Origin of the sequence: Yinghuangia aomiensis (assembly GCF_039542225.1) — a bacterium.
Taxonomy (GTDB): Bacteria; Actinomycetota; Actinomycetes; order Streptomycetales; family Streptomycetaceae; genus Yinghuangia; species Yinghuangia aomiensis.
Map to the genome: position 1 here is coordinate 1 of NZ_BAABHS010000070.1, position 18,487 is coordinate 18,487.

Genomic DNA, 18,487 nt, shown 5'->3' on the forward strand with positions numbered 1-18,487 from the left:
CTTACCACCGCCGCCGTCGACAAGCCTCGCTAGGCCGACTGACCCCGGTCGAATACGAAACCGTCATGGCCGCGCCAGCCGCCCGGGCTGCGTGACCGCACCTGTCACCCAAACCTGCATCAGACCCAACTACTGGCCCGTCCTGACCTCGATGTCACCGGGCATCGGCTACGAATCCCCCACGGCGACCCCGACCCTTACCGTTGCCGGGACCGACCCGGACAACTGGCCACGCCCCAGCCTCGACTACCTCTTCGAGGTATGCGACGTGACCGGCTCCGACTACCGGGTCAACTGCCGCGCCTCCGCCTGGCAGACCCAGACGTCGTTCACCGTCCCCGCATCCTGGGGACTCACCCGCGGCGGAACATACGCCTGGTACGCCTACGTGGGTGACGGCGCAGCAGCCAGCGTCCGACCCAATCCGGCAGTGTTCACGTTCCCGAACCGCGACCCCATCCTCGACGCGGTCTGGCCGCCGAACGGCTACACCTTCCCGACGCTGAGCCCAATGCTGTTCGCATCCGGCCACGACACGGACGGCTGGCCGAACCTCGGCATCGACTACAAGTTCGAGGTCTGCGAAACCGACGGCACCGACAGCCGCAAGAACTGCCGCACGTCGGGCGCGACGACCTCGTCGTCGTTCGTCGTGCCACGCGACTGGAACCTGAAATGGGCCACCACCTACGCCTGGTATGCGATCGTCGGTGACCTCGGCGGTGGCACAGGCACAACGGCTCGCCCGATGTTCTTCACGACACAGGTGCCCCAGCCGGCCGTCACCACGCACCTGGCGTCGGGAACAGACGGCCACGAGTTCAATGTGCAGGTCGGCAACTACACCACGGGCGCCAGCGACGCCTCGGTCGCCGCCGTGGGCCCGGAGCTGACAGTCCAGCGCACCTACAACTCCCTCGACCCGCGCACGGACGGTGTCTTCGGCGAAGGCTGGACGTCGCGCTGGGACATGCGCGCGCTCCCGGACAACGACGGCTCCGGCAACGTGGTCGTCGTCCTCGCCAACGGCCAGCAAGTCCGGTTCGGCCGCAACACCGACGGGAGCTACGCGGCCCCCAGCGCCGGGTTCGCCACATTCACGGCCGCTTCCGGAGGCGGCTGGATTCATGCCGACAAGTCCGGCACACGGCAGAACTTCGCTGGGGACGGCAAACTGACGAGCGTTGCCGACATCGCCGGACGGACGCAGGCCCTGACCTACGGTCCCGACGGAAAGCTCTCCCGCGCCACCGACACCGCCTCTGGCCGGTACCTGGAATTCGCGTGGACGGGCTCCCACGTCACGAAGGTGACCACGAGCCCTGTCACAGGGGCCGCAGGACTCGAGTGGACCTACGTCTACGACGGCGACCGCCTGGTCTCGGCATGCCCGCCACCGACTGCGCCAGGCCCGCAGACTGCCTGCAGCAAGTACGAGTACGCGACCGGTTCGCAGTACCGCGGCGTGGTCGTCGACACCAACCCGCGCTCGTACTGGCGTCTCGGCGACGCTGCCGGACCGACCGCGGCCAGTGCCTCGGTTGTCCAAGGAGGCAAGGACAACGGGACGTACAAGAACGTGACGGCCAACGCGCAGGCAGCCTTGGCGAGCGCCGCCGACGGCTCGGCGCACTTCAACGGCACGAACTCCTACGTCGACCTGCCCAAGGACCTCGTCCGATCCAACCCGTACTTCACCGTCGAACTGTGGTTCCGCACCACCGCGGGCGGCACGCTGTTCAGCTACAGCCAGAAGCCCGTCGAGCAGCAGACAGGCAGCACGGGCGGCGTCCCGGTCCTCTACGTCGGATCCGACGGCAAGCTCCGGGGACAGTACTGGAACGGCCAGTTCAGCCCTATCACCAGCAGCGGCAGCGTCAACGACGGGCAATGGCACCACACCGTCCTCGCCGGGCAGGGTGACACCGAGACGCTCTATCTGGACGGCAGCCCGGTTGGCAGCCTCGCCGGGCAGATCAGCAACCTCGACGAATACAACACCATCGGCGCCGGCGGTTCCCACGACGCATGGCCGGCCCGCTGGGAGAACGATCCTCAGGGCTACTTCGACGGCGACATCGACGAAGTGGCGCTGTACGACCGTCCGCTGGGCGCGACCACGGTCACCGAGCACTATGCGGCCCGCCGCGCGGCCGCACAGGCCTCCAAGGTCACGCTGCCTTCGGGACGCGCACACGCCGAGATCGCCTACGACACAAGCTCGGGCCGAGTCACCCAGGTGACCGACGCCAACGCGGGGGTCTGGAAGCTGTCGGCACCGGCGTACGAGGGCTCTTCTGCCCCCTATTCCGCAGCCGTCGCCGCCGCGAGCCCCAAGGGCTACTGGCGGCTCGGCGAGCGCCAGGGCACCGTCGGCGCGAATGCGATTGCCGGAGGCCCTTCGCTCGCTTACTCGGATGTACGGCTCGGCAACTCCGGGGTCTTCGCGGCCGGTGACGACACCGCGGCCAAGTTCAACGGACGAAGCTCCATCGCGCAGCTCCCGCAGGACGCCTTCGCGACCCCGGACAAGCGCCTCTCCCTCGAACTATGGTTCCAGGCCGAGAGTGCAGGCGTGATTGCCGGCATGTCCCAAAAGCCTTTCGCCGAGGACGCCAACCCGGCGACGCCGCTGATCTACGTCGGCACGGACGGAAAGCTGCGCGGCCAATCCTGGTCGGGATCGGCGCAGACCATCACGTCTCCCCAAGCCGTCAACGACGGTCTCTGGCACCACGTGGTCCTGAGCGTCGAAGGCGACGGCAAAGCGCAGACCCTGTACCTGGACGGCAAGCCTCTCGGGAGCATCCAGTCGACATGGGTCGTCGTGGATCCCTACATCGTGTTCGGCGCCGGCTTGACCGACTCGTACACCTGGCCCGCAGCCACCGGACCACGCATGTACTTCCAGGGCGGCATCGACGAAATCGCCTTCTACGATAAGCCGTTGGAGGCAGCCACGGTCGCAGAGCACTACACGGCTCGCTCCCGTCTGCTCGCCAGCACGGCTCCCGCTTACCGCGCCGCGGTCGCCGGCAGCGGTCCGTGGTCCTACTGGCGGCTGAACGAAGCAAACGGCGGCCAGGCGGTCTCGCAGCAGGCCGCACGAGCCAACTGGGGCGAGGGCTCGGCCCATGACACCACAGACGACGTGGGCGTCATGCGGTGGGACGGAGCAGCCCGTTTCAACGGAACAAATTCCTACGTCGAGCTCACACCGGACCTGGTGCACGGCGCCGCACGCGTGTCCGTGGAGATGTGGTTCAAGACGTCGAACCCCGGCGTGCTGTTCTCCTACCAGTCCGAAGGAATGGACGAAACGGCACACACGGACTGGACCCCGGCGCTGTACGTCGACACCGACGGCAAGCTGCGCGGCCGCTTCTACACCAGCACGCCGATGGGGCAGATCGTCTCCCCCGACACCGTCACCGACGACGAGTGGCATCACGTGGCGCTGACCAGCGACGGACGCTGGCACAACATGTTCCTCGACGGGGCCCTGGTCGGAACACAGGAAGGCAGCACCTTCCACGAACGCAGCGTGCGCAACTTCATCGGCGCCGGCTGGACCCAAGGCTGGGAGAAGGCACCGGCAGGGAATGGCTACTTCGACGGCCTGATCGACGAGGTCGCGGTTTACCAGAAGTCCCTCGACCCGGCCACCGTCGCCAGCCACGCGGACATCGGCCCGCTCAGCGTGTCGCAGTACCGGCAGCGGGTCGAGGACGCCGGCCCCGTCGGGTACTGGGCGATGTCACCGATGACCTACGGCATCGCCCGCAACCTCGTCGCGCCTCCGACGACCGATGTCGCCGGCATCTGGGACGTCCAGTACGGGGTTCAGGGCGCGTTCGGCGCGGACGGCGACCGCGCCATGGGCTTCAACGGGACGAGCTCCCACCTGCGACTCCCGGCCGGACAGCTTCCGACCGACCACGCTTTCTCCTTCGAGACCTGGTTCCGTACCGACGCTCCGGGCGTCGTCGCCGGATACTCCACCACCGAATTCCCCTACGGGAACGCGACCACCCCCGCGACACCCATGCTCTACGTCGGCACCGACGGACACCTGCGCGGCGAAGCATGGCACGGTACCCCCGAGCCGATCACCTCTCCCGACTCCGTCATGGACAACCAGTGGCATCACGCCGCCTTGGTCGTCGACCCCACTACCGGCAAGCAAACCCTGTACGTCGATGGCATTGCGGTCGGCACCAAGGACTTCACCACGCTCACCGTCGATCCCTACCTGACCCTCGGCGCCGGCACCGTCAACAACGTCGGCTGGCCGGCCGCACCGAGCGATGTCAAGGGATTCTTCCGCGGCTCTATCGACGAAGCAGCCCTCTACCGCGAGGCGCTCGATGCCGAGGAAGTAAACGCCCACTACGCGGCCGGCACCGCACAGACCAACTCCCGACTGGCCCAGACTGTGACCGTCACTGATCCGGTCGGCAAGACCGTGAAGCGGACGTTCGACGCGTTGCGCGGTCGTGTCCTCAGTACCACGGACGCCAGCGGGGGAACCACCGCTTACAGCTACGACGCCGGCGGGTCCCGGCACACCGTGACCGACGCCAACGGCAACGTCACCATCAGCGGGCACGACGCTCGCGGGAACGAGGTCTCGCGCACCACATGCCGGTCCAGCAACTCCTGCTGGACGGGGTACCAGGAGTACTTCCACAACCCGGACAACGAACTCGATCCTCGCAACGGCCAGATGACGGCCACACGCGATCCGCGGTCGGTGGACGCCCGGGACAACACCTACCGCACGCAGTACACCTACACGACCAGCGGGCAGTCGGACACGGTCATCAACCCCGACGGAACCCGCACCACGCGGACGTACACGAGCGCGTCGACGGCCGCGGAAGGCGGCGGGGTCACGCCCGCCGGCCTGCTGGATTCCGTCGTGGAACCCGGTGACCGACGCACCTCCTACCGCTATTACCCCAACGGGGACATGGCCACGGTCACTGTGCCGTCAGGCCTCACGACCCGCTACACCTACGACGGCATCGGACGGATCCTCACCGAGACGGCCATCTCGGACGCCGTCCCGAGCGGGGCCACCACCACCTACACCTATGACCCGATGTCGCACGCGACGACCGCGACCGGTCCCGGCGTACGCAACGAGATCACAAACGTCGTGCACACCGGCCGAACCACGCGCACATTCGACGCCGACGGACGCCTCCTCACCGAAACGGCCGCAGACGTGACCGGCGGCGACATTGCACGGACAACCACCAATGTCTGGGACAACAAGGGGCTCCTTGCATCCGTCACCGACCCCGAAGGCAACGTCACAGCCTATGGCTACGACGCCTTCGGCCGACAGGAACGCGTGACCAACGCCGAGGGCGACACCACCGTCCAGACGTACACGCCAACCGGCCAACTCGCCACGACCACCCTGCTGAACTGGAAGGACGACCCCTGGGGGGCGGCCCCGCGCGACCTCATGCTCGAGTCGCGGGCCTACGACCCGGCGGGACGGCTGGCATCCGTCACCGACTCGCTCGGCGGAATCACCGAGTACCAGTACTACGACGACGACACCCTCGCCCGGACCATCGCGCGCTATGTGCAGAACGGTGCCGGTGCGAAGCACGACATCGTGCTGGCACGCAACTGGTACGACGGAGCAGGCAACGTCGTCCGCACCACGACCGGCGGCGGCACGACGACCGTGGACATCACACGTGACGCCATGGGCCGCATACAAGAGCAGATCCTCGACCCCGGCGGCCTGCACCGGGTGACCTCCTTCCAATACAACGCCGCCGGAGACATCACCAAAACCCTCCGCACCGGGCCGGACATCGCCCTCCCCGAGATCGTCGACGTTGAATACGACGCCGCCGGACGCGCGGTCAAGCAAACCGTCCGCAACGCCGACGGCACCGGACGCGCCGACGGAGACCTCGTCAGCACACGCACCTACGACCAACGCGGACTCGTCACCAGCGCAACCGGGCCGAACGGCAACGCAGCTGCGGACGTCACCCCTTACCGCATCAGCACGACCTATGACGTCCTCGGACGCCCCGTCACTACGACAGCTCCCGAGGCCATCGTCGCGGTCAACGGCCAGATGCCGACGCTGACCCGTCCCTCCGTGACGACCGGCTACAACACGTTCGGCGAAGCCCTGCAGTCACGGGACGCCAACGGAAGCGTCACGACCAGCGAGGTCGACCGCCGCGGCCTGGTCACCAGCACCACACTTCCCGCATACACCCCGCCCGGCGGCACCAGCGCGATCACACCGGTCAGCAGCCAGGCCTACGACAAACTTGGCCGGCCGATCAGTGCCACCGACCCGCTGGGCCGAACCACGACTGCGAAGTATGGCCAGCTTGGAACGTTGCTGGAAAGCACCGCTCCTGGACCGGACCTCCCGACCACCAAGTACACGTACACGTCCACCGGCCTGCGGCTGTCCGAAACCGGGCCCACCGGTGCTCGGACCGAGGCCACCTACGACCCGCTGGGACGCCAACTCAGCCTGACCCAGTCCGACCGCTACCCGGTGCCCGACTACTTCGTCACCGACTACGCCTACGACGACGCGTCCAACCTGGTGTGGACAAGTTCGCCGTCCGGCCGGGAGAACTCGACGCAGTACAACCCCGCCGGCGAGCCGATAGCCAGTTGGGACGGGGCAGACTACGCAACGACCCAGGCGTACGACGGACTCGGCCGACCGACCACGACCAGGCTTCCGTCGGGCCGGGCCACGCGCAACGTGTACAGCCCTGCCGGGCGCCTCGACGCCGTTCAGGAACTCGGCCCCGACGGAACCGTCCTGCGTGCGGCGACCAAGGCCTACGACCCGGACGGCAATACCACTCGGGCAGTGACCCCCGGGGGCGGCCAGACGACGTTCGCGTACGACGCCGGAGGACGCCTGAAGACCCAGACCGAGAAGGTCTCCGCCACCGAATCGGTCAGCGTCACGTTCGACTACGACGCCGCCGGCAACCGCACCCGCTTCGTCGACGGCCGTGGCAACGCCACCGTCCACACCTTCAACGCCTGGGGCCTCCCGGAGTCCACCATCGACCCCGCGACCCCGACCCACCCCAACGTCGCCGACCGCACATGGACAAGCGTGTACGACGCCGCGGGACAGGCAGTGGCCCAGGTCGCACCCGGGGGCGTGCGCACGGAACTCGCGCTCAACCCGCTTGGCTTGGTCACCGACCAAACCGGCACAGGCGCCGAGGCCGCGACAGCTCCCCGCAACTTCACCTACGACAAGGCCGGACGCATGCTCACGGCCCGCGCGGGGGCCGTCGGCGTAACTCCCAACACCTACACCTACAACGACCGCGGACTGCTGCTGTCGACAGCAGGCCCGAGCGGACAAAGCACGTACGACTGGAACGCCGAAGGCGAACTCATCCAACGCAACGACGCAGCCGGGACCGCCGAATTCTCCTACGACGACCGAGGGCTGCTCGATGAGGCTTACGACCCACTCAGCAACACGTACTTCCGCTACTGGTACAGCCCCGACGGCCAACTCGGGCAAGAAGCCTTCGCTCCAGGCATGACCCAGGCAGCCTTCGACACCGGAGAAACAACAAGCCAGCTGTCTCCGATGTCGATTCCCTACAAGGGGCAGCGCATCCACGAGTACGACGACCTGGGGCGTATGGTCAGCGACACAACCCTCGACACCAACCGCGCACCTCAGATCGCGATGCAGTACGGGTACGACCTCGACGACCGCATGACCAGCAAGACCACCAGCGGAGTCGCAGGCGCGTCGTCTAACACGTACACCTACGACCAATCGGGCCGGCTCACCAGCCACAACGACGGGGCCAGCACGACGAACTACTCCTGGGACGCGGCTGGCAACCGCACCTCCGCCGACGGCGTGACTGCGACGTACGACGCACGCAACCGCCTGACGCAATCGGGCGACACCTCGTACACATACACACCACGAGGCACCCGAGCCACCGTCACCGTGCCCGGAATGACACGGCAGATGCAGTTCGATGCCTTCGAACAACTCATCAACGACGGCGCACAGACGTATGACTACGACGCGCTCGGCCGCGTGTCCAAGCGCGGCACAGCAACAGCCTTCAGCTACGACGGCGTGACCAACAACCTGGTATCCGATGGCACCTCACGATTCGCGCGCACGCCGGACGGCAGCCTTCTCTCCAGCGGAAAGCTCCTTGGCAGTCCCGAAATCGCCATCAGCGACCAGCACGGAGACGTCGTTGGGTCTCTGAACGCCGAGACGGCCGCCGTGACCGGCTCGAAGACCTACGACCCCTTCGGCAAGGTCAAAGCCCAAACCGGCAGCCTGCCCAGCCTCGGCTACCAGGGCGAGTACACCGACCCGGACACCGGCCAGGTCAACATGGCCGCGCGCTGGTATGACCCCGCCGCCGGCGGATTCGACAGCCGCGACACCTGGACCCTCGACCCCAACCCTTCCGGCGCCGCAAATCGCTACGCCTACGGCGAAGGCGACCCGCTGGATGTCACCGACCCGACCGGTCATGGAAAATGCGGCGTCGTCGGAAGCCTCGCCAAGAACAAAGCTGGCAAGGTCGTGGTCAAGGGCGGTGGCCTGCCCGCGCTTGGCGCAGACATCGTCTGCAATAGCGACGACTACATCGAAGCCGGCAAACAAATCAAGTGCCTGTTCACGGGCTGCGAGGTGAGTTACGGCTTCGGTAAGTGGACCGCCCTGAAGCCGCAGATGGCACAGCGTGGCTACGCCGCTGCCCCCCGCCTCGCACAGCACGGCTACGCCCTCCCCAAGTCGAATGGCGGTGGCGGCGGAGGTGGCGGGGGCGGCGGCGGTGGCAAGTGCAAGAGTCGCTGCAACAACAGCCCTCATAAACCGATCAATCCGCCGACCAAAAAGAAGCCGATTCTCCCCATCGTGCCGGTCGTGCCCATAGCGCCGATTTTCGTCCCGAGCGTTGCGGTCCCTGTGGTCGCCAACGGATTGCTCGAGGCCATAACGTCCATCCGAAATGCGCTGGCCCTCATCACGGCTCTGCAGACCTTGGACGATATCTTGGCGAGCCAGCAAGGTGCGCCCTACCAGCCGGTCGAAGTAGACCTGAGCGGGACAGCGCCTACGGCTGGCGAGTCTGTCTTCATGAGCGACGATGCCGCGCAGGATTTCGCAGACCGTATTATTAACGAGATCGGCGGCCCCGGTGGCCCCTCGGTGCGAGACAGTAACGGCAGGCCGGATATTTGCGACGTGGATCAGAAGTCCCGAATCAATTACCGCCCATACCAGTACAATGTGATTCCTGGAGCGTCGGTCCCGGCCGGTGCTTTCGGGATATCCTGCACTGGAGACGGCAAGGGTCACCCTGTGCCGCAAAGGATAATGCCGCCGGGCTTCCCCAACCGAAACCCGCAAGGTGCCAGTCAAATGGCTCGCTGCCACCTCTACGGGAATGCTTTGGGTGGAGACGGGCGGGATCCGTTGAACGTGACAACGTGTACCCAGAACCCCACGAACAACTCTTGGATGAAGACCGTCGAGAAGCGGACCAAGACATGGCTGAACGACGGGAATGGGAAAAAGGCGGTACTCTACGTGGTCACACCCATGTACCTAACCCTTGGGAATGTCGTTCCGGACGCCTACTCGATGAATGTCTGGGAAATCGACCGGCACACCGGAGCCGTGACGCCCTTCTGTAACGTGGTTGTCCCGGAAAAATCTGGTAGCGCCATGCCTCAGGGCGCTTCTGATGACACTGTGAGGAATTATGTCCGATCCAATTGCGGAACTGGTCACGGTTTTGGGCCTTGAGGCCCCGATGGGCCCGGTGCGGGTCTTCGACTGGGATGCCGTTGAGGCTCGGCTGGGGACACGACTTCCGGACGACTACAAGTACCTGGTGTCGTATTACCCGGATTTGGAACTGTGGGAGTTCATTTGGGTGATTCCACCGGAGAGCGACGATCCGGAGGGCACGTACGACCTGGCAGCGAAGCACGCCGCCTTTACTCGGTGGATGGATCAGATCATGGAAGACCCGCACGAGCCCGAGGATTTCCCTTATCCGGTGTACGACGGCGAGTCCGGGATCCTTTGCTGGGGAATGACTCCGAACGGTGATGAGTGTGCCTGGTATGTTTCGGGGAACGACCCCAACGCGTGGGATGCAGTGATCGTCGCGGACAAAGGTGACGAATGGTTTCGGTATCCGGGAGGAATCACGGGAATTGCGCGCGGCCTGAAGTACGATCGCGCGGCCATTACCGTATTTCCGGAAGACTGGCCGGAGGACGATGGCCAGACGATGCTCCCCACCGTGTAGGGAGTTACGAACGCAGCGGCGGCCGGGGCGGCATCACCCCGCGCCCGCTGCGGCGGAAAACCCCCGGACAGCCGGCCCCCACACAAGCACCGGCCACGCCCGCACCCCCGCCTGGCAGGCCCTCGGGAGCGGATAACCGTCGACCGACCGGCGCGGGCAACCTCACCCAAGCCGGGCCGCGCCCCGGCTAGGGAAACCGAAGTGGGGGCGCTGTTGCGCCAGCGTGGCTGGCGGGCGGTGTTCACGGTCGCTGAGCGGGTGGAAGCGTGGGCTGTCCTGGTGAGGGCCGTCGAGCGCGGCTATGGCGACGACGTCTGCGAGTACACCAACGATCTCTACTGCCGGAATTGGCTGTACGAGGCGTGGCTCCTGCTGGACGAGCACGTGGTCCAGCTCTGGACCCCGCGGATCAAAGCTCTGGACGACCGGTACAAGGTCGCGACCATCGACGACGACGGCCAAGCACTCGGTCAGTTCCACAGGCTGCCTGGCCCGGACCTGTGGTGGTGGCGGCGCCACCCGCGCATCCTCACCGGCGACCTCGGACGTTCGCTTCGCACGCCCAGCTCGGTGAGCCGTTCACGCTGTCTCGTCGACAGGCCGCGCCAGGTCGTTGGCTGCCGCTGGCGGTCCAGCCAGTGTCCGATGTCGTGTCCGTGGATGGTGACCCCGGGCGCCAGCTTGCCCAATTCCGCTCCGGCGGCGAGGGTTTCGCGTACGCCTGCGTAGTGGCGTTGCCAGTCGAGCGGCCATGACGGGTTCCAGTCCGGGTCGATCGCCGCCAGGGCGGCGGTGCGTTCGGGGTGGCCGGCCGAGAGCCCGGGGCGGCGTTGGTTGGGCAGCCACTGCCCGATGGGCCGGTCGAGCGCGGTGGCGGTGCGGGGGCGGCCAGGGTGCCATGGTCTGCGAAGTACGCGCGTGCGGCGGGGCCGTCGTCGAAGGCGGCGCCGTGGGGTTCCAGAGCATGCCCAGCCCCGCGAGGCGCTGCACGCGCAAGCCCGTCAGGGTGCCCGCGGTATAGGCGGTGCGCTGGCGGTTGGTCCGGATGCCGAGGGGGTAGCCGGCGACTGTCGGTCGGATCTTGGGCAGGGGTCGGCTTGCGGGCCGCGCCCCGGCAAGGCCGAGGCCGTCGACACCGCGTACTGGAACCTGCGCGCCCGCAACGTCCTGGTCGAACCCCGGCGCGCTCGAGCAGCACCTGAACAACAACGGCCGTGGCGCCGCGGTGGAGATCCACCCGGTCAATCAGGACTTCGTCGTCCCGTCCCGGCGCCGGCACAATCTGCGGGTGCGCCGGCTGCAGGTCCGGTACATTCTGGGACGACGCCCTCGTCGCCAGCAACCAGGCCGCGCTCGCCGATATCTGGGACGACGTCATCGCCGAGCTCGACTCCGACTGGGGCGCCTATACCTACGTCTCCCACCTCGGCCCCGGCGCCTGACCCCCGCCCGCGGTGCCCCCCGGCCCGGCGCCGCCGGACCATGTCGGCCCCACCCCCACCGGTGCCCACCCCCGCGCTGGCGAGCGGGAGCCACGAGGCGGCCATGTCAAGCCCGCCCCGCACCCCACAGCAACTCGTGGCCAGCGAGCTGGGCTGGCGGCGGGCCGGCGGTCTGCGTTGGGGACATCCTCGGGGAACGACGGGGCGAAGGCTGACACACCAGACGCAAATCCCCGCCAACGTGGCGTCAGTTCTCCGCGTTCGTTGTTCGTTTGAGTGCGTGTCGGCAGACCGTCCCGTCTGTCCGGCCGGTGACGAGGAGGGTGCCGTCTGGGGAGAACGCGGCCCCGCACGGTGGTGAGTATGCGGCCGGGTAGGAGGGGCCGCTGACGATCTGGTGGTCGTGCCCGTGTGTGGAGAGATCCCACAGCCGTACGTGAGATCGGTCGATGGTGGCGAGCCGTCCGCCGCCGGGTGAGAAGGCCAGGCGTCGCACTTCCTTGGCCTGCCTGGCGAGTTGGCCGGTCTGCTGGTGAGTTGCCAGGTCCCAGAATCGTATGGTCCCGTCCCGGGTGGCAGTCGCGAACTGGGTGCCGTCGTGAGAGAACGCCATGTGGTAGCCCTCGAGTTGGCCGGTCTGCTCGTGGTTGACGGGGTCCCACAGCCGTATCGTCTTGTCCTTGCCTGCGGTCGCGAGGAGGCTGCCGTCCGGGGAGAACGCCGCGGCGAGGACCGCGCCTGTATGCGCGTCCAGTTGGGCGATTCGCCAGGGAGACGTCGGAGTCCACAGTGCTACCGATCCGTCCCGGCCGCCGGTGGCGATAAGGGCCGCGTCCGGCGAGATTGCCATCGCGGACACTGGCCCGGGGGCCTTGAAGAAGCGGATTCCGCGGCGGGTCGCGTAGTCCCACAGCCGTACAGTGTTGTCTTCGCCGGTGGTGGCGATCACGGTGCCTGCGAACGAGGGCACCATCGCCCACATGACCCCGGTGTGCTTGGTGAGCAGAGGTGCCAAGGGGCTGGGCACGGAGTCGAGTGCCGCGTAGAAGGCACGTTCGGCCGTGCTCCGCGTCCGGGGTGAGGGCGCGGGCCGGATCGGCCCCCTAGCCGACATCCCCACCGCCCCATACCCGATGGTTGCGGCGATCAGGGTGCCGTCGGGCGAGAACGCCAGCGCCCGCCGGTCCCCGGTCTGTACGTGCGTGCTCAGAGACGGCAAAGGAACGTGACCGACCTCGCGCAGATCCGCGTAGAAGGCTCGTTGTCCCATGGTCATCTGGGCGTGCGGATCAGCATCTGCCGGGTCCCCTCCCCGGTCTCCCGGGGCATCCCCGACGGCATACTCGCTGTCGTGCGGCGCCATGCTTCCCCCCAAGGAACGCACTGAACCGAAGCTGGACCAGGTTAAAGGCGCAGCGGAGGCAGCGCGAGCGTTGCGCTGCCGAATCCGATGCTGGCCGGTTCCGCATCTGGAAGAAGCCGGCAGCGAGACCGACACCAGGCTGTGGGCGTCGAAACTGAGCCGTTTTGCCGGGCTGGCCGGGGATCTGGCGTGCAGCGGCGGCGAGGGCGGCCAGAGGCGTGGCGGTCGAACGGGCTGGTCTTCCACCTTCGTCACGGATTCGGAGACGATGCGCTGGTACTCGAACGTGCATTCCCTGGGTGTCGGCTGCCTGGCACAGTCGTGGCACCGACAGCGGCATGGCCGGGAGAGGTTTTGAAAGCGCTCGGGCACGACGACCCGCGCCGGGTTGGGCCGTTCGAGTTGGTCGGCCTGCTCGGAGCCGGCGGTATGGGAAGGGTGTACCTGGGGCGGTCGCCTCGGGGCCGGGCGGTGGCGGTGAAAGTGCTGCGCACCGACCTGTTGACAGGCGGCGACTCCGACGTGCGTCGCCGGTTCGCCCGGGAGGTCGCCGCGGGCCGCGCGGTGGACAGCCGGTTCACCGCGCCGGTGGTCGACGCCGACATCGAGGCGGCCGTTCCGTGGCTGGCGACCGCGTATGTTCCGGGGCTGCCCCTCGCCGACGCCGTGGCGCGTTTCGGCGCCCTGCCCGAACCTACGCTGATCTGTCTCGCGGCGGGTCTGGCCGCGGGAATCGCGGACGTCCACCGGGCAGGGTTGGTCCATCGGGACCTCAAGCCGTCGAACGTCCTGCTCGCGGTCGACGGCCCTCGCATCATCGACTTCGGCATCGTCCGCAGCCACGGGGCGAGCCGTCTCACGGGCACGGACCACACGGTCGGCACCTACGCCTTCATGTCGCCCGAGCAGTTCGAACGTGCCGACGTCGGCCCGGAGAGCGACGTTTTCTCGCTCGGGGCGGTCTTGGCCTACGCGGCCACCGGCCACGCCCCGTTCTCCGGGGACCAACTTCCGGTGCTGTGGCGCAGCATCACCCACCACGAGCCTGACCTTGCCGGTACACCAGCCGCATTGCTGGCCATCGTGACGAGATGCTTGGCCAAGGACCCGGCCGCCCGCCCGGACACCGCCTGGCTGCGCTCCACGCTGTCCGACCTGGCCACGAACGCAGGGTGCCGCAGCGGCCAGGACTGGTTGCCGTCGCCACTGGCTCACGCCCTCCTGGAGATCGCCGACCGGGCCCTCGCCGCCGACGGACCGGGTTCCGCGGCCGACGACACGACGAGGACTGCCCGCCCGTCCAAGGCCAGGCGAGCCGCACGCCCCGTCGCCGCGGAACCCCCAACGCCCGCCTCGCCAAAGACCCCGGTGCCCGGTGCCCGGTGACAGCAGCCTCCGGAACGTTGCGCCACACAACCCCCGGCACAACGCAGCCCGCGACCCCAGCCCCAGGAGCCGACGCGTCATGCGGCCGGCCCTTGCCGGTGCTGTCCTGTTGGCTGCCCTCGCCTGGGGCGGCACCACCCTCTACGACCGCCTGAGGACGGACGAGGAAGCGGGCCCTGGGAGCGGGCAGGAGACCCCCTCCGGGGATCCTCCGGCCGCGGCGGCTGGTTCCGTGCCCGGCACCACCACCACGCCGCCGCTGCCGTCGTCGCCGGCCGGTTCCGTGACAGGCACGGTCACCTCTCGTATCGCCTTGGTCGTCTTCCCTGCGCCGGAGATGAAAGGGCGCACCGTTGTTTCAGCCGACCACGGCACCCACGTGACGGTGGAGTGCTACATCGCCGGACAGGTGCAGTACCGCAACGGCACGCCTGACTCCACCTGGCTGCGCGTGACCGTCGCGGGCAAGAAAGGCTACGTGCCCATCGGACAGATCGACACCGGAGGCGACGCCAAGGCTCAAGTCCCCGCCTGCCAGTGACGCCGCGCCAACGAGGTCTCTCCATCAGCAAGGGCGTACGCAACCCCGTTGAACAGCCTGCCGCTGTGGAGCCCACGCCTACGTCCCCACGTCGGCGTGGCGCCCCCCACCGCCACTTCACCGAACTTGGGGATGCCAGCTGTGGCCGTGGCTATTCGGTGTCTTTGGGGTGCCGGGGTGAGGCGTGGACGAGGATGACGGTTTTGGTTTCGGGGCTGACGAGGTAGCGGACGCGTCCGCTGCTGGTGATCTCGTACTCCCATTGCTCCAGCTCGGAGCCTTTCCATGCTTTGGTGGCGTGCCGTCCGCGGAGCTGGTGCTGGCGGTTCCAGTTGTCTCGGGAGAGCGGGTCGGTGCGCAGCGCGTCGAGGCAGCGGTGCGCGTTCGGCAGCGCGCTGCGGCACAGGTCTTCCCAGCCGGTCACCGCGTCGGTCGTCCCGAACACGACGTTCCATCCGTCCAGGGGCGGGACGCTGACCCGGTCGCCTTTCTTCGGGCTCACCCGCCACACACCTCGACGGGGCCCAGGTCGTCTCCGTCGAGGGGCTGCAGCGCCGCGGCGAGCTGTGCCGGGTCGGCGTTGATGCGGGCGGTGGCCAGCCAGGACACGATCGTGCGGTGCACGGCGTCGCGGTGGCCGAGTTCGGCGGCGTCGGAGAGTGCGTCGAGGAGTTCGACGGTGAACGCGCGGACCTCCTCCTCGTCCAGGTGCCGTACCCACGGGAAGACGTCCGGGAGGGCGAGCAGCAGCGACCGGGCGCCGTCGTCCTGCTTCATCAGGGCGAGGAAGAGCCGCGACGCGGTCGTCAGGTTCTCTTCCGTGCGTTCGGCGAGCGCGGCGGTGCACAGGACCATGTCCGGCGCGTCCCGGTGGGTGACCCGCACGCTGCCGAGTTCTTTGGTCTTGGCGGCGACCGCCTTCGGGTTCCGCGACAGATCGGTGAAAGAGACGGACTCCAGCTCGGGCCCCAGGCGCACAGTGCTCATACTCAGACTGTACTCAGATCACAGTATGAGTTCCAGCGGAAACAGGCAGAGAAGCACCTGGGGCCTGGCATTCTTCCCGGATGGGGGCGCGCAGGTGCGTGCCGTTGACGCTTGTGAGAGGTGGGCCCAGTGGCCAAGCGGGGCAGGGACCATTGGAGCGAGAGGTACTGTGACCGGCGGTTTCACCCGTCGTATCTGACGGGTGGGCCCTACTACTGGTTCTTCTGCCGGGTTGAGCCCAGCCATGTCGGAGACTGCGACTGCGAGGCAGCCCATGAGGCAGCACGCGAAGCTGCAGGCGGCACAGCGGACTGAGCGAATCTCGCGCATTCCTTCTCGCCTATCGCCATTCCAAGCCGGCTTCGGTGAGCCGTTCGAGTTGTTCGGCGGTTACCCGGTGCGGCGGACGTGTCGGAGTATTTCGAAGCAGGTCGCGACCCGGGCGGGGCGGCCGTCGTGGGCGTAGCCGATCCATGTGGGGTAGGTGCCGTCTCCGGGGCCGGACCTGAAGGCGACGATGGTGTGGCCGCCGGGTGTGGTCAGCTGTACCGGGCCCATGCCGCTGGTATCCATGAGGGCCTCGAACAACTCGCTGTCGTCGTGGTCCATGACGTCCAGGTCGATGGTGAGCTCGGAAAGTCCATCGAGGTCGAAGTAGGCCGCGGTACCCGCGTCGACGCCGAACCCGTAGAACTCCTGGTCGCTCAGCCCGCTCAGGTCGAGGTCGCGGGTGAGCGCCATATCCCAACGTGCCACGGGTGTGTCCTCGAACAGGATCATCGAGGCCACGGGGAGGCCCCGCCGGCGCCGGCCGGCGTCGTCGGCCTTGGGTTTCGGTCGCAGGGCCGCTATCAGCACGCGATGGTTACCCACGGGGAGGGTCGCCGTGAAGGGTTTCGCCTCTTCGGGGAAGCAGAGCACGCCGAAGGGGTCCCCGGCGACCAGGCGGCCGGATGACAGGCGCAGCAGGCCGGCGTCGACCAGGTCCACCGTGACCGAGCCCCACGGCCCCTCGAAGGAAGCGCCGTCAACGAAGATCTGGTCGAAGTCCGGGGCAGACAGCGGCACGACACGCTCCAATGGTTCGGTTGACGACCCGATGCAGGCTAGACCGCAGTGGCGACAGCCGCGCGGCCGCCAGGCCGTCGTTGAGGGCGGCGTGGGCGGGGTTCCGGACCATGCCGAGATCTTCGAGGTATGGGATGCGGAAGCGGCGGCGCCACTTCCGCGAGTGCCGAGGGCCCCGTCGGCCCACCCCTCACCGCCCGGACAGCACGGCTGGCGGCGCTGCCCCGCGGACACGAGGGCCTGGCTGCCAGCGACGCCGGCTGCGCCCGGCCAGGGTCGGCACGATGGCCACGGTGACCTCCTCCGAACACGACACAGCACGGCCCGCGGCCGACCTGTCCGTTCTCCCGCCGGCGGCTGCCGAGGTCGTCGACACCACCGACTGGGCCGCGCTGCGCCACGTATTCGGCCCAGCCGTGGACTGCCCGCCCCACGACGGCGAACAGGTCGCCGACATTCCCGACCTGCTGCGCGCCTTCCTCCACCCGGACGCCCGCACCGCCGCACGCGCCCTGGACGCGGTCACCCGGTGCGCCGTGGACGAGGGAGGCGACCTGGCGATCTTCCCGTTCGTCCCGCCGGTCGCCCGTTTCGCTGCCGCGCTGCTGGACGATCCGCGCACGCTGCGCCGCATCCCCCACCCCCAGGGGCCTCCCGGCGCCGACCAGGCGCCGCGCACCGCGCTCCTGGCGCTGCTGGCCGACTTCGCCGCGGAAGCGGCCTGGCATGAACTCCACCCCGGCAACCCCCCACACCCGCCCACGCCCGCCCAGGCCGAGTTCCTCGCGCTGCGCCCGGCCCTGCTCCAGGCGGTGGCTCGCCACCTGAACGCCCCCGAGCCGCACGCGCGAGAGACCGCGGTCCTGGCCGCGGTCATGCTGGGCCGCCATCCGACCGTCAACCGCGACTACCTGGTGTCCCAGGTTCACGGCTTCCTGACCGAGGACGACCACCGCGCCTACGACACCCGCGGCCTGATCCCGGAACCGGTCGACTGGGACGCCGGCGGCTGTACGGACGACCCGCCGTTCTGAGCTCGGGGACCCGAACGCCCCGACTGCCAGGGGGAATCCTCTCGTCGGGGCTCCGCGGCGCCTCGTACGATCCGCGCATGATCATCAAGACGACGTTCACCCATACCTGGAGATCCGGCGCCGCGACGGTATTCGCCGTGTACCGGGTCTGTACGGTTCTTGGTGTAATGGCTGGATCTGAGGAGGCCTCAGATGTCCGAACACCCGAGCGAGCAGGGTGGGTTACCGGTTCCGGTTGAGCCTACCGAGGTGTGGGCCGCGGACGAGTTGGACGCGCAGCTGGTGCGCCGGCTGACGGACCGGGCCCGCGCGGAGGGCCTCGCGCTGAC

11 protein-coding genes are annotated in these 18,487 nt (G+C 68.1%); 6 read left to right on the forward strand and 5 right to left on the reverse strand.

The genetic code is table 11. From position 1 onward, the window contains the following. Nucleotides 1–91 precede the first annotated feature (91 nt). Entirely contained in the window at nt 92–9,826 is a 9,735-nt protein-coding gene (locus ABEA93_RS41230; RefSeq protein WP_345681151.1) for a LamG-like jellyroll fold domain-containing protein, read from the forward strand. After that, nucleotides 9,783–10,337: a hypothetical protein gene (locus tag ABEA93_RS41235; RefSeq protein WP_345681152.1), complete on the forward strand. Its 555-nt coding sequence runs from the start codon at nt 9,783–9,785 to the stop codon at nt 10,335–10,337. The genes ABEA93_RS41230 and ABEA93_RS41235 overlap by 44 nt, the downstream gene beginning before the upstream one ends. A gap of 470 nt (nt 10,338–10,807) precedes the next feature. Here the strand turns inward: ABEA93_RS41235 and ABEA93_RS42285 are convergent, their stop codons facing one another. Together ABEA93_RS42285 and ABEA93_RS41245 are read right to left on the reverse strand one after the other, a co-directional pair. Continuing rightward, complete coding sequence (locus ABEA93_RS42285) at nt 10,808–11,026, reverse strand: helicase associated domain-containing protein (RefSeq protein ID WP_425585270.1); 219 nt, start codon at nt 11,024–11,026, stop codon at nt 10,808–10,810. 1,000 nt (nt 11,027–12,026) lie between these two features. After that, on the reverse strand, nt 12,027–13,055 hold the full coding sequence (locus ABEA93_RS41245) for a WD40 repeat domain-containing protein (RefSeq protein ID WP_345681154.1): 1,029 nt from the start codon (nt 13,053–13,055) through the stop codon (nt 12,027–12,029). A gap of 85 nt (nt 13,056–13,140) precedes the next feature. On the opposite strand from ABEA93_RS41245, the gene ABEA93_RS41250 reads away from it, so the two are divergent. From ABEA93_RS41250 to ABEA93_RS41260, 3 genes are all read left to right on the forward strand, one after another. Next, nucleotides 13,141–13,500, forward strand: a complete 360-nt coding sequence (locus tag ABEA93_RS41250; RefSeq protein ID WP_345681161.1) for a hypothetical protein — start codon at nt 13,141–13,143, stop codon at nt 13,498–13,500. Then, a complete protein-coding gene (locus ABEA93_RS41255) occupies nt 13,464–14,528 on the forward strand; it encodes a serine/threonine-protein kinase (RefSeq protein ID WP_345681155.1) in 1,065 nt (354 codons plus the stop codon). Before ABEA93_RS41250 ends, ABEA93_RS41255 begins: the two co-directional genes overlap by 37 nt. A 232-nt stretch (nt 14,529–14,760) precedes the next feature. Beyond that, nucleotides 14,761–15,069 carry a hypothetical protein gene (locus ABEA93_RS41260; RefSeq protein WP_345681156.1) on the forward strand — a complete coding sequence of 103 codons (309 nt, stop codon included), beginning with the start codon at nt 14,761–14,763 and terminating at the stop codon, nt 15,067–15,069. Nucleotides 15,070–15,220: 151 nt separating this feature from the next. Here the strand turns inward: ABEA93_RS41260 and ABEA93_RS41265 are convergent, their stop codons facing one another. The 3 genes from ABEA93_RS41265 to ABEA93_RS41275 form a co-directional block, all read right to left on the reverse strand. Further along, the gene (locus ABEA93_RS41265; RefSeq protein WP_345681157.1) at nt 15,221–15,571 is read right to left on the reverse strand and encodes a hypothetical protein; all 351 of its coding nucleotides are present in this window, start codon (nt 15,569–15,571) and stop codon (nt 15,221–15,223) included. Then, a complete protein-coding gene (locus ABEA93_RS41270; RefSeq protein WP_345681158.1) occupies nt 15,568–16,056 on the reverse strand; it encodes a prevent-host-death family protein in 489 nt (162 codons plus the stop codon). The genes ABEA93_RS41265 and ABEA93_RS41270 overlap by 4 nt, the downstream gene beginning before the upstream one ends. Nucleotides 16,057–16,446: 390 nt before the next feature. Continuing rightward, nucleotides 16,447–17,124, reverse strand: coding sequence for a DUF4241 domain-containing protein (locus ABEA93_RS41275; RefSeq protein ID WP_345681159.1), 678 nt, complete (start codon nt 17,122–17,124; stop codon nt 16,447–16,449). A 284-nt stretch (nt 17,125–17,408) separates the two neighbouring features. On the opposite strand from ABEA93_RS41275, the gene ABEA93_RS41280 reads away from it, so the two are divergent. Further along, nucleotides 17,409–18,158, forward strand: a complete 750-nt coding sequence (locus ABEA93_RS41280; RefSeq protein WP_345681160.1) for a hypothetical protein — start codon at nt 17,409–17,411, stop codon at nt 18,156–18,158. The last annotated feature ends 329 nt before the right edge of the window (nt 18,159–18,487 follow it).

Excerpts from the sequence above, each read along its gene's own strand:
- ABEA93_RS41235 (WP_345681152.1), top strand. The coding sequence starts at position 9,783 with ATGTCCGATCCAATTGCGGAACTGGTCACGGTTTTGGGCCTTGAGGCC.
- ABEA93_RS41280 (WP_345681160.1), top strand. The coding sequence starts at position 17,409 with ATGGCCACGGTGACCTCCTCCGAACACGACACAGCACGGCCCGCGGCC.
- ABEA93_RS41250 (WP_345681161.1), top strand. The coding sequence starts at position 13,141 with ATGCTTCCCCCCAAGGAACGCACTGAACCGAAGCTGGACCAGGTTAAA.
- ABEA93_RS41245 (WP_345681154.1), bottom strand. The coding sequence starts at position 13,055 with ATGACCATGGGACAACGAGCCTTCTACGCGGATCTGCGCGAGGTCGGT.
- ABEA93_RS41270 (WP_345681158.1), bottom strand. The coding sequence starts at position 16,056 with ATGAGCACTGTGCGCCTGGGGCCCGAGCTGGAGTCCGTCTCTTTCACC.